The sequence below is a fragment of the Pseudoalteromonas sp. NZS100_1 genome, from assembly GCF_015864285.1.
GTDB lineage: Bacteria > Pseudomonadota > Gammaproteobacteria > Enterobacterales > Alteromonadaceae > Pseudoalteromonas > Pseudoalteromonas arctica.
The window spans coordinates 245535-259350 of sequence record NZ_JADYXN010000001.1 but is presented as its reverse complement, the minus strand read 5'-3'; the positions used below and the strand labels follow the sequence as shown (position 1 = coordinate 259350).

The window sequence follows — 13816 nt, the reverse complement described above, 5'->3', positions numbered from 1 at the left end:
ATTAAAGCGAGTGATTAGCCGACTTTTTTAACCAAGTCTTTATATTACAGATAAAATAACAAACAGATAAGGAGTTTTTACGCAGTAAAAGAGGTTTATTGATGTGGGTAATTCAATATTGAATTACCCACTGGATTTTATGACTATATATCGCTTTTATTTATAGTAACTACGCGTTGAGGGAATGGGATTTCAATATCAGCGTTATTAATTGCTTTATAAACACCGCCATTAATAGCCAGTTTGGTTTCAATAATTTTAGTAGTAGGCACCCAATATCGGTAGCTTATTGTAACACCGCTATCGGCAAAGCGTTCAATACCCACTTGTGATAACGGATTTTGTGCGACTAATTCGTGTGCTTTAAGTACGTCTTCAATAAGGCTAATCGCATTATCAGAGCAAGCACTATAGGCTATATCTATTTCACCTTTGACCAATGAGTAACTAAATGAGTTATGAAGTATTTCACCTACTATATGCTTATTTGGAATGGTGATTTCTACTTTTTCTTCATTGATTAAAATAGTGTAGCCAAGCTCAATTGTTTTAACTTGGCCGCTTACATTTTTAACTTCAATAGTATCACCAACAACAAAAGGTCGAGTGGCTATAATGGCAAGGCCCGCACCATAGTTAGAGAGCATTCCTTGCAGCGCTAAACCAGCACCTAAAGATGCAGCACCAATGGCTGCTACAAATGGCGTAACGCTGATACCTATTTTGCCAAGTGCAATAATTATAACCATTACAATTAGCAGTACTTTTACCACGCTACTGACAAAGCTAGTAAGCGTAATGTCAACGTTATGACGGGTCATTAACGCGGCTACAAATTTGGCAAGCTTTTGTGCTATCCACAAACCAATGAGGACGATAAAAATAGCGCCAACAATTTGCATACTGTAGGTAACCATATACTCAGTAAGCATGGTGTAATATTTTTCAAACTGTTCGATTTCAGAACTGATCATAAAGCGCTCTATGTTAGGGCTATGTTGTATTTTTCCAACTATAGCAAAATGTTGACTAAAAATGGATATAACAGCGGCACTATAATTGCTGTTAATAAAGCACTTAGCGCCATTGCAACTGAGGAGTAAGCGCCTACTTTTGGATGTTCAGCAATAGCAGCAGCAGTCCCAATTGCATGACAAGCTGTGCCCATTGCAACACCTTGAGATTCGTGATTAAAAATATTAATAAGTTTAAAAAGCATAAAACCAAATAAAGCGCCTAGTAAACCAATAAAAATAACTAAAGCCGCAGCAAGAGAGCTAATCCCCCCTAATGAGTCAGTAACAATTAAAGATATTGGGGTTGTGACACTGAGTGCGGCAACAGATGCACTTAGCTGCGCAGGCGCATTAAATAATATGCTTAGCAAAAATGCCACAACGGTTGCGTTAACAATACCTAAGCTACATGTTGCGACTATGAGTAATAGATTTTTTCGTACGTGTGTAAACTGCTGATATAAAGGAAGCGCTAAAGCCACAATCGCGGGCTCTAATAACCAGCTTAGTAATTTGCTGTGCGAGGCAAATTGCGTATAAGGCAAATTTAGATTAACTAGTAATAAAGCGATAATACTAATACTTAAAAATACGGGGTTAGTGAGCGATTTAAATACGCTGTTTTTTATACTTTGGTTTACGGCCCTTAGTGCTAAAAACAATACAATAATAAAAGGAATACTTAGCCACCATAAATTAGGCTGTAGCTCTGAAATAGCGGAAAAAGTAAAATTAGTCATTATTTTCTCTTCCCTTAAAGTACGCAATTACACTGCTAACAAGCAACAAGGTAGTTATAGGGACTAGCACCATAACTGAGGCTAAAAATGCCCAGTGCGACTTTATAAGGCCGAGGTGTTCAATAAATCCCACACCCGCAGGAATGAAAAATATAGGCATAATATTTAAAATAGGGGAGGCGCATGGTTTTACATGTTGCTCTTTTACAATACCCGATAAGAGTAAAACTAATAAAATAACCATAGCGAGTAACGGTGCAGGAAAGCTTCCACCAATAAAGTGCATAATGAGTTTAGCACAGGCTAAACATAGTAAAATAATAGCGCTACTGAGCAGATATTTCATCAAAGTGGCTCACAGAAAAGATAAGAGCTTAACTTTAACAAATCAAACTCTTTTATGCATTGTGCAATAGTCTACCAGTGCTTTGTATTTGCGTAGGTTATATCTGCTTTTCCTTTAGCTTTAGCAATTGCTTTTTTAGTGTTTGGGTTTAGCAGTAAGCGAATTTGGCTTAAGGTTTCTTTAGCGAGTATTTTTCGTTGGTTTGGTTTATAGCTAAGTTGTGTAACACGTTTAATAGCAGCAAGCGTATCGGGTGAACGCTCAAGTAATGTATCGAGCATGTTTTGCGTTGCTTGCTGAGTATCATCGGTAAGTTTAGTAACCAAACCTAGCTCATTTGCTTGTTGTGCAGTGATTGGGTTTGCGTGGCTTGCAAGCCAAAGTGCTTGGTCGCGCTTAACTAAACCGCTCATCATTACATTTGCGCCCATATCGGGGCACAATCCCCAACGCGCTTCCATAATGGCAAGTTTGGCATCAATATGAACAACTCTGTAATCTGCCCCCAAAGCTATTTGCAAACCACCCCCTAAACAGTTGCCATCAATTTGTGCAATAACGGGCACACTAAGTGACTGCCAGCCTAATACTACTTTTTGCGCTAAATTTTGATTGCCTGGTAACCATTTAAGCAATAATTTCACTATGTTCATTGGTGTAGCCATTACTGCAGATATATCAAGGCCTGCACAAAAATGCTCGCCATCACCTTTTATTACCACAGCACGAATACTACGATCTCTTTTTATATTTTTAATGGCTTTGTTTAGCTCTACAAACATTTCAAAGCTTAATGCATTTTGTTTTTTTGCTCTGCTAAGCGTGACGGTTGCAATGCCATTTTGTTTTTCTAGTTTTATCATTACACACTCCTCTGACCTGTTGCTTGAGCTTATGTTGTTATAGGAATTAAGTAAAGTGACGGTATTTTTTAAATAAATGGAATTTATTGCTAAAGCCGTAGTCTTAAAGGATTGGTTTTAGATGAGAAAAAGCTAAACAATTCGAACCTAAGATAATAAAAATATTTTACGTTGTTATTTTAACTAAAATAATAAAAGTAATCTTTATATTCAATAGTTTAGGTGAATTGTTATTTGTCGATTTAGTTGTATGCTGAATAAAGCATGACTCGGTTACAAAAAAGTCAGTGTTTTACGTTTTTTTTTATCAAAATGATGATGAGATTTGATAATATAGCGCAACTTAAAAGCTTAAGGTAAGCACATATGTCGGGTCCACGTTTATATACGGTAGAAGAAGCTACTCACCAAGCTTATGATATTTTTTTAGAGTTAGCGCCAAATAACTTGAGTGAAAAAGATGTTGAAGACTTTAATGAGTTTAGAGAAGACCTAGGCTTTATTGAAGAAGACGAGCCAGATGACCAGTGGCAAGACTTTGTAGCCCTTGAAATAGAGCCAGAGCACTTTATTCAGGTGTTGGTTGGTTTAGAATTTGAAAATGATGATGTTTTGTTTGCTAAAATTTTGATTAGTCGTGATAAAGATGCTCCGTTTTGTCATATTTTATGGAAAGAAACTGAATAAGCAATACTGCTTATTTTTATAATTGTGTGCAGAGAGAGTATTGTGCGTAAGTATTTATTTTTAATTTTTTTAATAATTAGCAGCCCAAGTTGGGCCGTTGATCCATTTGAAGATTTTCATGAATATGGCAAGCTCTCTGATGAAGAAATTCATGAGTTACACAAAGGTGACATGTTCTATGGTGATACTGAATTTGGCTTTATTCTAAGTAAAGGTAACACCAATTCGACCAGTTTTAAGCTCAAAGGTAATTTATACCAAGACTTTGAAAAGTGGCGTAACCAATTTAAAATAGACTCTCTTTATAAGCGTGATGAGAACGATGAAAGCGGTGGCACTGATGTTACAGCTAATCGTGTTTTTGTATCAGCGCAAGGTAACTATAAAGTAGGTGTTAAAAACTCCTCATTTTTTATTTACGGTGATTACGAAGAAGATGAGTTTAGTGGACTTGATTTTAAAAGTACGGTGGCGACAGGCTATGGTGCACGTGTATATCAAGGCTCTAAAAACAAAGTAGATATTGATATAGGACCTGGTTTATACCGTTCAGTAGCGGATGAAGATTCGGATGTGAGCGAAGATGAAATTAATAAAACCGGTTATTTAGTACGTGTTGCAATGCAGTGGGAACGTTTGGTTTCTAAGCGTACTCGTTTTAATCAAGATGTGAGTATAGAGCAGTCGCTCTCAGGTCTTAATTCTCGCTTAAAATCGGAAACCGCACTAATAAGCCAAGTGATTGGTGCGGTATCACTCAAATTTACCTACATGTATCGTTATAATTCAAAACCCGAAGATGATAAACTCAAGTTTGACTCAGAGCTGAGTGCTACATTGGTGTACAGCTTTTAAGTATTTATTTAATTTAGAGAATATTATGTATCAGCATAAACAGTATGCGGTGTTTATCTTTTTTGTATTAGCGTGGATAGGCGGTTTTGTAGCGCTTGCATGGAACTTGTTAGGCGCTGATGGACCTTTAATGATATTTGCTGGGATTTTAGTGCTGGTGGGCTTTTTGTTCCATGGTCTAACAGTAAAAGTAGATGATAAAAAAATTAGCTGGGCGTTTGGCCCAGGCGTTGCAGGGCAAAGCATTGAGCTTGGCGAAGTAGTAGAAGCTAAGGCAGTTCAAAACTCTTACAGACACGGTATTGGTATGCGAATTACTCACGATGGTTGGGTGTATACAGTATCTGGCTTTAGTGCAATACAGCTAACGCTTAAAGATGGCACTTTGTATCGAGTTGGCACAAACGATCAAAAAGGTTTACTCGCCGCTCTAAAAGAAAAGAATGTATCAATCGCGCTGCCTAGTAAGGCAAAAACTGAAACGGTTAAGCGCAACAATATGATATAAAAAAAGCGCCCTAGGCGCTTTTTTACTTGGTTTAACAGTGTATTAGTGGTCGTGACCACATCCACCTTCACCATGTACATGACCATGAGTGAGTTCTTCTTCGGTTGCATCACGTACTTCTAGTATCTCTACATCAAAGTTAAGTGTTATGCCTGCAAGTGGGTTATTGCCATCTACAATCACTTCTTCATCTTGGATATCGATGATCATTACTGATTGGTCACCATCATCTGTTGATGCACGAAATTGCATGCCGACTTCAATTTCCATACCTTCAAACATCGACTTAGGTACAGCTTGCATTAGGTTATCGTGGCGTTCGCCATAACCATCATCAGGTTCAACTTTTACGCTAAGTGTGTCGCCTGGTTGTTTGCCTTGCAAAGCATTTTCTAGGCCTGAAATTAAGTAGCCTGTGCCAATGATAAAGTGTAGTGGCTCACCACCGAACGAATTATCAATGCTATTGCCATCATTATCCATTACCGAATAATGCATTTTTACCACTTTGTTTGCCGCAACGATCATAGTCATTCCTATTTATTCATCTTCAAGAGAGTAGGGTAGAGGCAGAATGCTTAGCTCCACCTGAGGTGTGTGTTTTGCACGAAGTACCTGAGTTACATCAGTATCGTTTGGCAACACAACGAGGCCTGTTAATTTATTTGTTTGTTCATTAAAGCTTTGTGCAATAAGTTTACCCGCACGGCGCCAATTTTCGCCTAATTGGGTTTCTAAATCGGGCTCTGAAAGTATCCCTTCGCTTTGACCTGAAACTATATACATTGCACGCTTATTTTTACCTAGGTACTTCATGCGAGCCACAGTTTCTTGACCGGTATAACACCCTTTTTTAAAGCTTATACCGCCAATAGCATGTAGGTTTACCATTTGAGGAACATACTCGCCAATTGCATCTGCACTTAACTGAGGTTCACCTGCAAGCATAGATGCTTGTTGCCAAGGAGCTTCGTTATCAAGTGTAGATACGTCATCAGGCATACTAAACTGGCTATCGACCATCAATAAAACACGGTTATCAGCTAATTTTAGTGCTTTACCGCTTTCAAAGTCACACGCGCTCGCATCACCTTCAAAGTTAATATCAAGTTGTGCGAGTACATCCGATAAATCATCACCAATGAGACCAATTAATCGCTTTGAACATGCACTAATGTCAACTTTTGCAAATACGGCATACTTTTTTAGCTCAGCTAACGATTTTTCTACTTCGTTTTCGCTGCCTGTAAGGTAGTAGCTGTCTTGATAAGAAAATAATTTAAATACGCCCCAAAGTTTACCTTTAGCGCTGCAATGGCCAGCCCACAAATAATTACTGCTGGTTAATTTATTTAGATCTTGAGTGATTTGCCCGTGTAAATAAGATAATTTATCAGCACCGCAGAGGCTAATAAGTTGATGAGATAACGGACATGCATAAACGCTCGACATAAAAACCTTCTTTGCAATATAAATGAAGTGACATAATAACGCAGTTGTTACGTATGGTACAGACAAGCGCTTATTGGTGCGGGTTTATTCTTTAATGAGAGATTAATAGCTGCTAAATAGGCTTGTGTTTGTTAAACTCGAGTCAATTAAGTATGAGGTTTAAAATGGTTGAAATTCATAGTAAAGCACGTATTCGTTGGGCTTGCCGTCGTGGCATGTTAGAGCTTGATGTTTTGTTTATGCCGTTTGTTGAAGAAGCATACGACTCTTTGAGCGCAGAGCAACAGGCTATTTTTCAGCGTTTGCTAACAGAAGAAGACCCTGACTTATTTGCATGGTTTATGGGTCATCAAGAATGTAAAGATGAGCAGTTAAACGGTATGGTTTCGCTGATCTTAGACCGAGTTCGTGTATAGGTTTACAGTTACTAATAATAACGCTGACCACAAACCTATTGTGGTCTTTTTTTGCATGCTCATTTTAATATTATGTTTATTTTTAGATTCGCTACTAGCTATGCTTTTTTGTTTGATAATTAATATATTAGCTGGCTTTTTAGTGTGGCAAAAAGTGTTGGCAATTCATCCAAACCATGGCGTTATAATTCTAGAACCCAAGCTATTTAGGTTTGAGGGTGAAGGTTTAAAAATTCAGGGTGAAATTAGTAAAAAAAGCCGTTTTTATGGCAATAATATATGGCTACATATTAAAGGTTTTAGTAACAACCATTGGCTTATAATTTCAGCCAATGGTGTTAATGAACAAAGCTATGCGCGTCTAAAACGTGCTACTTTAAGCGCGATTAATTGCGTTTTGGAGTCAAAATAGTCGGTGTTGGATTTTCATTTTGTTCAGGGTAATCAATAGTATAATGTAGGCCTCTGCTTTCTTTTCGCTCCATTGCACTTCTAATAATGAGTTCTGACACTTGTACTAAGTTACGAAGCTCAAGCAAGTTATTACTTACTCTAAAGTTTGCATAATAATCATGTATTTCTTGCTGCAGCAACTCAACCCTATGCAGTGCACGTTCTAAGCGTTTAGTAGAGCGTACAATACCTACATAATCCCACATAAATAAACGTAGTTCATGCCAGTTATGGGTAATAACAATTTCTTCATCAGAGTTACTAACACGGCTTTCATCCCAATGAGGTAGAGCCATTGGCTCTGGTGCATGTTCAATTTTACTTAAAATGTCTTTAGCTGCAGCGTGGGCAAATACAATACATTCCAATAATGAATTACTTGCCATACGGTTTGCACCATGTAGGCCTGTGTAAGCGACTTCGCCAACAGCATACAAGTTATCGAGATCTGTTTTACCGTTAAAGTCGGTCATTACGCCACCACAAGTGTAATGCGCAGCAGGTACAACTGGGATTGCTTCTTTTGTTATATCAAGCCCTACACTTAGGCATTTTGCGTAAATAGTAGGAAAGTGCTCAATAATAAAGTCTTTATCTTTGTGGCTAATATCTAAATAAACACAATTAGCACCTAAACGCTTCATTTCAAAATCGATTGCGCGTGCCACTATATCGCGTGGAGCAAGTTCTTCACGACTGTCAAAATCTTTCATAAAACGAGTGCCATCAGGTCGTTTTAAATAAGCCCCTTCACCGCGCATAGCTTCTGTAATTAAAAAGTTTTGTAGCTCTGGATGATAAAGGCTCGTTGGATGAAATTGATTAAATTCCATATTGGCAACTTTACAGCCTGCGCGCCATGCCATTGCAATGCCATCACCACTTGATACATCTGGATTAGATGTATACAAATACACTTTGCTTGCGCCACCAGTGGCAAGAGCAACAAATTTAGCTGAAATGGTTTCTACCTTTTTAGCTTTTTTGTTCCACACATACATACCTTCAATGTGTGAGCCTGTTTTTCCGGCGCTTTTATCTGTAATTAAATCAATAGCATTGTATTGCTCTAAGAGCGTTATATTCTTATGAATTTTAACTTGGCTAATAAGCGTGGTTTGCACAGCTTTGCCAGTAGCATCGGCTGCATGCAAAATACGACGATGGCTGTGACCGCCTTCACGTGTTAAATGAAAACGCTCTTTTCCTTTGCTATCAAACTCCATATCAAAGGGAACACCTTGGTCGATTAACCACTGTAGGCAATCGTGAGCATTGCTGGCAGTATAATGAACAGCGTCTCTATCGCATAAACCGCCGCCCGCATCGAGTGTATCTTCAACATGAGATTCTATGCTGTCGTTTTGTTTATCAAATACAGCTGCTATACCACCTTGAGCATATAAAGTAGAACCTTCTGTAAGCGCTCCTTTACTGATCACGGTAACGTTACAATAATTAGCTAGAGATAATGCAAGTGATAAGCCTGCTGCGCCGCTACCTATAATAGCGACATCTGCAATGTGATGTTTATTTTGGTTCATGTCAGAGGTACTTTGCGGTTACAATGCTCATATAGAGCAATATTTGTTTTTAATATCTGTAGTTGTACCATATTTGTCATACTACTACGTAGTGATTTTAAAGGCTTAGCGCCGTTATTTATCATCTATTTTATAAAAAAATAATATTAAGCAGAACTTTTTATTCATAAAGAGGTCAGAGTATTTGTGAACAATGACGACAATATGAATAACAAGCAAAAATCAGACATAGGAGTACCGGCTCGAATGAGCGAGCAGGAATTAGATTTAGTGCTAGTAAAAAGGGTCCAGCAAGGAGATAAAAACGCCTTCAACCTATTAGTAAAGAAGTATCAAAACAAAATTGCAGGTTTGATCTCACGTTATGTATCAAACCAAGGCGATATTGCTGATGTAGCACAAGAGGCTTTTATTAAAGCTTACCGTGCACTTCCAAACTTTAGAGGTGACAGCGCCTTTTACACGTGGTTATACCGTATTGCCGTTAATTGTGCTAAAAATTACTTAGTAGCCCAGGGGCGTAAGCCGCCAGCAAATGATATAGACGCTGAAGATGCCGAGTTTTATGATTGTGCAGATTCAATGCGATCTAATGCATCTCCTGAAAACCTACTTTTAAGCGAAGAAGTACGCGCTGTTATTTTTAATACGATTGATAGTTTGCCTGAAGATCTTAAAACCGCAATCACCCTTAGAGAAATCGAAGGGATGAGCTATGAAGAAATAGCAGTGGTAATGGATTGCCCGGTCGGGACTGTGCGTTCGCGTATATTTCGTGCCCGTGAAGCAATAGATAACAAATTAAACCCATTAATAGGCGAGTCTTAGTATGACAAAAGCACACCTTAACAAGTTAGATAACGAAGCGTTATCGGCATTACTTGATGGCGAGCAACATCTGACTGATGCAAAAATTGCAGAGCAAGATGTAACTACGTTTGGCCGTTATGCGTTAATTGGTGATGCGATGCGTGCTCAAAAAAATAATAACGACATACATATTGATATTAGCGATCGCGTTGCATTAGCACTTGAAAGCGAGCCTGTTTATGCTGACTTTAGTCAGTCAAAAACACAGCATCAAGCAATCACTGAGACGGTACAAGATAATAAAGTAGTGGCTTTTAATTGGCGCAAGCCAGTTGCTCAACTAGCAATTGCAGCCAGTGTGGCAATGTTTGCTATTGTGGGAGTTAATACGCTTCCTCAAAGTAACAACGAGCAACAAAGCGAAATTCCATTACTACAAACCACACCGCTGACAGGTATGGCGTCGCCAGTAAGTTACTCATCTGAACCTGCGCTTGAAAATGCAGAGCAAGGTTTACGTGAATTACAGCAACAACGTATTGGTGCATTAGTTCTTGAGCATCAACGCCAAGCACGAGTTGCGAATTCTTTAGAAACAGCGCAAACTAATACCAAAGCGTCTGAGGAAAAAAACTAATTAAATGAAAGTAATCACTTTTGTTCTGTCGTTGGTAGTAAGCTTTAATGCATTTGCCAACGACACAAATCCTGCCAAAGATTTATTACTAAAAATGGCTAATGCCGTTCACACCCGTAATTTTGACGCTTCGTTTGTGGTTGTCAAAGGTAAAACAATGGAACCCTACCGATGGGTGCATGCTTTACAAGGTGATACAGAACTTGAGCATTTAAGTTTACTTAACGGTGCTGGGCTTGAAATGGTCCGTATTGACAACCAAGTTACTTATTTTGAACCTCAGTCTGAACCATACTCCCTAAAAACAGATTCAATAGCGGGTCCAATCCCTGAAGTGCTTTTTAAAGATATAGATCGCTTAAGCGCGCACTATGATTTTGTATTAGGCGGGAAAGGTCGTATTGCAGGGCGTGCTGCTCAACTAGTTCGCATAGAATCTAAAGACGAGTATAAATATAATTATTGGATTTGGCTGGATATGGAATCGTCGTTGTTACTAAAAGCCGCGTACGTTAACCATGAAGGTGAGGCCTTAGAACAGTTACAGCTTACCCATATTAGTGTGACAGAGCAGCCAGCAGGTATGTTACTTGAAGTGCTCAATCGAAACTTTCCAACGCCTTTACCAAACGATGCACTTATAAACGAAGACAGTACAGCGACTAACTGGCAGATTAGTTGGTTACCGGATGGCTTTGAATTACTAAAATCAGACAGACATAAGCTCGATTTAAATAACGAATTAACAGACTATTACTTGTTCTCCGATGGTTTTGTTGAAATTTCGGTATTTATTCAGCGTCCATTACCGGGTAAGCGTTTAAGTGGTGCACTAACCTCTGGTGCAACGACAGTATATGTGCATAATGGCGGTAATTTTGATGTATCGGTTGTTGGTAATGTACCGAGTATGACCGCAAAAGCGATTGCTGAGTCAGTTACCCGCGCATTATAAACGATTCGTAAGGATTGTTATGATTGAACAAACCCTCACTGTTGTGGCCCTCGATGGCCACATTGCTCATTTAGAAGCACAACAAAAACAAGCTTGTGAAGGCTGCAATGGTCGTTGCGGCTCACAAGTGTTTGGTAAGCTGTTTGGCACTGCAAAAAAAACCTTCCCCTATAAATTTGAATCCCCGGTCGAAGTGGGTCAAAAAGTTACCTTATCACTTGATGATAGTCATGTAGTTAGGCATGCTTTTGCTGTTTACATGTTACCGCTCCTTTTAAGCTTGGTTTTTGCATTTATTGCGGCGCAATTATTTATGGCTCCCGAAGGTTGGCAGATTTTAGCCGCAGCTTTAGGTGGTGTTACTGGCTTTTTTATAGCTAAAACTCGTGTGAAATCGCTAAAGCACGATATAAAAGTTATAAAAATACATCCAATTAGTATCCCTTTAACTCAAATAGATGGTGATTGACGCCAATTAAATGTAAAATTGCCGTTTTATACCAAAGTAACTTGGAAATACAGGGAACCGTGGTTTTTTAAATTATTTTATCTGACTGAATTATTTAAGTTAAGTAAACATAACTTGTTGTTATTCAATAAATAAAATGGTTATAACCCATCTTAAAAAGCATTCGTGATGTTTGTTATATACAAATTTAGCTTATGGCATCCTATAGCAAGTATTTTCAAGTCACTTAGGTATTCATATTTAGTCCATTAAAATAGAAGTATAGAATCCAGTTTATGAAGCATATCCGTAATTTTTCGATCATCGCCCATATTGATCATGGTAAATCGACCCTTTCAGATCGTTTGATCCAAGTTTGTGGCGGTTTAACCGACCGTGAAATGCAAAAACAAGTTTTGGATTCAATGGATATTGAGCGCGAACGTGGTATTACCATTAAAGCGCAAAGTGTAACGTTGAATTATAAAGCGAACGATGGCGAAACTTATCAACTTAATTTCATTGATACTCCAGGACACGTTGATTTTACGTATGAAGTATCGCGTTCTTTAGCTGCATGTGAAGGTGCACTACTCGTTGTTGATGCAGGCCAAGGCGTTGAAGCACAAACATTAGCTAACTGTTACACCGCGATGGAAATGGATTTAGAAGTAATTCCAGTACTTAATAAAATCGATTTACCGCAAGCGGATCCCTTACGTGTTGCAGAAGAAATTGAAGAAATTATTGGTATTGATGCCCTTGATGCAGTGCAATGTAGCGCTAAAACGGGTGTAGGTATTGCCGAAGTACTTGAAATGATTGTTAGGGATGTTCCGCCGCCAGTAGGCGAAAAAGATGGGCCTCTACAAGCACTTATTATTGATTCTTGGTTTGACCCGTACCAAGGCGTTGTATCACTAGTGCGTATTAAGCACGGTGAATTACGCACGGGCGACAAAATAAAAATAATGTCGAACGAGCATATACATACAGCTGACCAAGTGGGTGTGTTTACACCTAAGCAAACTAACACCGGTATTTTAAGAACCGGTGAAGTAGGGTTTGTTATTGCCGGTATTAAAGAGATACATGGTGCGCCAGTGGGTGATACTATTACTCATCAAAAAAATGCGGCGCCGCTTCGCTTACCAGGCTTTCAAAAAATAAAACCTCAGGTTTATGCGGGTATGTTCCCAATTGCATCTGATGAATATGAATCATTTCGTGATGCACTTAACAAATTAAGCTTAAACGATGCGTCGTTATTCTTTGAACCAGAGAATTCAACTGCACTAGGTTTTGGTTTCCGCTGTGGCTTTTTAGGTATGCTGCACATGGAAATCATTCAAGAGCGTTTAGAGCGTGAATACGATATTGATTTAATTACAACGGCACCTACGGTGATCTATGAGATAGTTACTAAAGAAGGTACATTCCAGATTGATAACCCGTCTGATTTACCTGCAGTAAACGATATTTTAGAAATTCGTGAGCCGATTGTTGAAGCTAATATTTTGGTACCACAAGAATACTTAGGTAATGTTATTACTTTGTGTATTGAAAAACGCGGTAGCCAAACAAAAATGACCTATCACGGAAAGCAAGTAGCTGTTACGTATGAGCTACCTATGGCTGAAGTGGTAATGGACTTTTTTGATAAATTAAAATCAACAAGCCGTGGTTTTGCATCGCTTGATTATAACTTTAAACACTTTCAAACATCAGATATGGTGCGTGTTGATATTTTAATCAATAGTGAGCGTGTTGACGCACTTGCGATTATTGTTCACCGTGATGGTGCTCAGTCTCGTGGTCGCCAATTAGCTGATGCATTAAAAGAGCTTATTCCTCGTCAAATGTTTGATATTGCGATTCAAGCAGCTATTGGACAACACGTTATTGCACGTACTACGGTAAAACAGTTACGTAAAAACGTAATTGCTAAGTGTTACGGTGGCGATGTGAGTCGTAAGAAAAAGCTACTTAAAAAGCAAAAAGATGGTAAAAAACGTATGAAGCAAGTAGGTAATGTTGAAGTGCCTCAAGAAGCGTTTTTAGCTATTTTAAAAGTTGGTAAATAAAA

Annotated in this window: 17 protein-coding genes; 10 read left to right on the top strand and 7 right to left on the bottom strand. The window is 38.5% G+C overall.

The annotated features are described in order from the left end of the window. Positions 1–143: 143 nt before the first annotated feature. The 4 genes from I6F66_RS01160 to I6F66_RS01145 all read right to left on the bottom strand — a co-directional run bounded on the left by I6F66_RS01160 (position 144) and on the right by I6F66_RS01145 (position 2965). Positions 144–974, bottom strand: a complete 831-nt coding sequence (locus I6F66_RS01160; protein WP_197208507.1) for a mechanosensitive ion channel family protein — start codon at positions 972–974, stop codon at positions 144–146. A gap of 38 nt (positions 975–1012) precedes the next feature. Beyond that, positions 1013–1756 (bottom strand): LrgB family protein, encoded by a 744-nt coding sequence (locus I6F66_RS01155; RefSeq protein ID WP_166420188.1) that lies wholly within the window; start codon positions 1754–1756, stop codon positions 1013–1015. Further along, on the bottom strand, positions 1749–2102 hold the full coding sequence (locus I6F66_RS01150) for a CidA/LrgA family protein (RefSeq protein WP_166420189.1): 354 nt from the start codon (positions 2100–2102) through the stop codon (positions 1749–1751). The genes I6F66_RS01155 and I6F66_RS01150 overlap by 8 nt, the downstream gene beginning before the upstream one ends. Positions 2103–2173: 71 nt before the next feature. Then, complete coding sequence (locus I6F66_RS01145; protein WP_165727562.1) at positions 2174–2965, bottom strand: crotonase/enoyl-CoA hydratase family protein; 792 nt, start codon at positions 2963–2965, stop codon at positions 2174–2176. Positions 2966–3331: 366 nt separating this feature from the next. Between I6F66_RS01145 and I6F66_RS01140 the strand changes: the two genes are divergently transcribed. The 3 genes from I6F66_RS01140 to I6F66_RS01130 are packed head-to-tail and all read left to right on the top strand — an operon-like array spanning position 3332 to position 5015. After that, positions 3332–3652 (top strand): HI1450 family dsDNA-mimic protein, encoded by a 321-nt coding sequence (locus tag I6F66_RS01140; RefSeq protein ID WP_007581697.1) that lies wholly within the window; start codon positions 3332–3334, stop codon positions 3650–3652. A gap of 42 nt (positions 3653–3694) precedes the next feature. After that, on the top strand, positions 3695–4507 hold the full coding sequence (locus tag I6F66_RS01135) for a DUF481 domain-containing protein (protein ID WP_007581700.1): 813 nt from the start codon (positions 3695–3697) through the stop codon (positions 4505–4507). A gap of 25 nt (positions 4508–4532) precedes the next feature. Then, a complete protein-coding gene (locus I6F66_RS01130) occupies positions 4533–5015 on the top strand; it encodes a hypothetical protein (RefSeq protein WP_008168001.1) in 483 nt (160 codons plus the stop codon). A 42-nt stretch (positions 5016–5057) separates the two neighbouring features. On the opposite strand, the gene I6F66_RS01125 is transcribed toward I6F66_RS01130, so the two are convergent. Next, positions 5058–5543: a peptidylprolyl isomerase gene (locus I6F66_RS01125; RefSeq protein WP_197140005.1), complete on the bottom strand. Its 486-nt coding sequence runs from the start codon at positions 5541–5543 to the stop codon at positions 5058–5060. A gap of 12 nt (positions 5544–5555) precedes the next feature. Next, positions 5556–6467, bottom strand: coding sequence for a folate-binding protein YgfZ (locus I6F66_RS01120; protein ID WP_165741703.1), 912 nt, complete (start codon positions 6465–6467; stop codon positions 5556–5558). 164 nt (positions 6468–6631) lie between these two features. Here I6F66_RS01120 and I6F66_RS01115 point away from each other — a divergent pair, with 164 nt between their 5' ends. Continuing rightward, positions 6632–6883, top strand: a complete 252-nt coding sequence (locus I6F66_RS01115; RefSeq protein ID WP_007581709.1) for a succinate dehydrogenase assembly factor 2 — start codon at positions 6632–6634, stop codon at positions 6881–6883. A gap of 55 nt (positions 6884–6938) precedes the next feature. Then, positions 6939–7295, top strand: coding sequence for a hypothetical protein (locus I6F66_RS22490; RefSeq protein ID WP_024609021.1), 357 nt, complete (start codon positions 6939–6941; stop codon positions 7293–7295). Here I6F66_RS22490 and nadB read toward each other — a convergent pair. Next, positions 7270–8880 carry an L-aspartate oxidase gene (nadB, locus tag I6F66_RS01110; protein ID WP_007581714.1) on the bottom strand — a complete coding sequence of 537 codons (1611 nt, stop codon included), beginning with the start codon at positions 8878–8880 and terminating at the stop codon, positions 7270–7272. The genes I6F66_RS22490 and nadB overlap by 26 nt on opposite strands. A 246-nt stretch (positions 8881–9126) precedes the next feature. Between nadB and rpoE the strand changes: the two genes are divergently transcribed. The 5 genes from rpoE to lepA all read left to right on the top strand — a co-directional run bounded on the left by rpoE (position 9127) and on the right by lepA (position 13814). Further along, positions 9127–9708: an RNA polymerase sigma factor RpoE gene (gene rpoE, locus I6F66_RS01105; RefSeq protein WP_002958721.1), complete on the top strand. Its 582-nt coding sequence runs from the start codon at positions 9127–9129 to the stop codon at positions 9706–9708. A 1-nt stretch (position 9709) separates the two neighbouring features. Further along, complete coding sequence (locus I6F66_RS01100) at positions 9710–10327, top strand: sigma-E factor negative regulatory protein (protein WP_197208506.1); 618 nt, start codon at positions 9710–9712, stop codon at positions 10325–10327. Positions 10328–10331: 4 nt separating this feature from the next. Then, positions 10332–11282, top strand: coding sequence for a MucB/RseB C-terminal domain-containing protein (locus tag I6F66_RS01095; RefSeq protein WP_007581719.1), 951 nt, complete (start codon positions 10332–10334; stop codon positions 11280–11282). 19 nt (positions 11283–11301) lie between these two features. Continuing rightward, the gene (locus I6F66_RS01090) at positions 11302–11751 is read left to right on the top strand and encodes a SoxR reducing system RseC family protein (protein WP_165739861.1); all 450 of its coding nucleotides are present in this window, start codon (positions 11302–11304) and stop codon (positions 11749–11751) included. 275 nt (positions 11752–12026) lie between these two features. Then, the gene (gene lepA, locus I6F66_RS01085; protein WP_165739863.1) at positions 12027–13814 is read left to right on the top strand and encodes a translation elongation factor 4; all 1788 of its coding nucleotides are present in this window, start codon (positions 12027–12029) and stop codon (positions 13812–13814) included. Positions 13815–13816 lie beyond the last annotated feature (2 nt).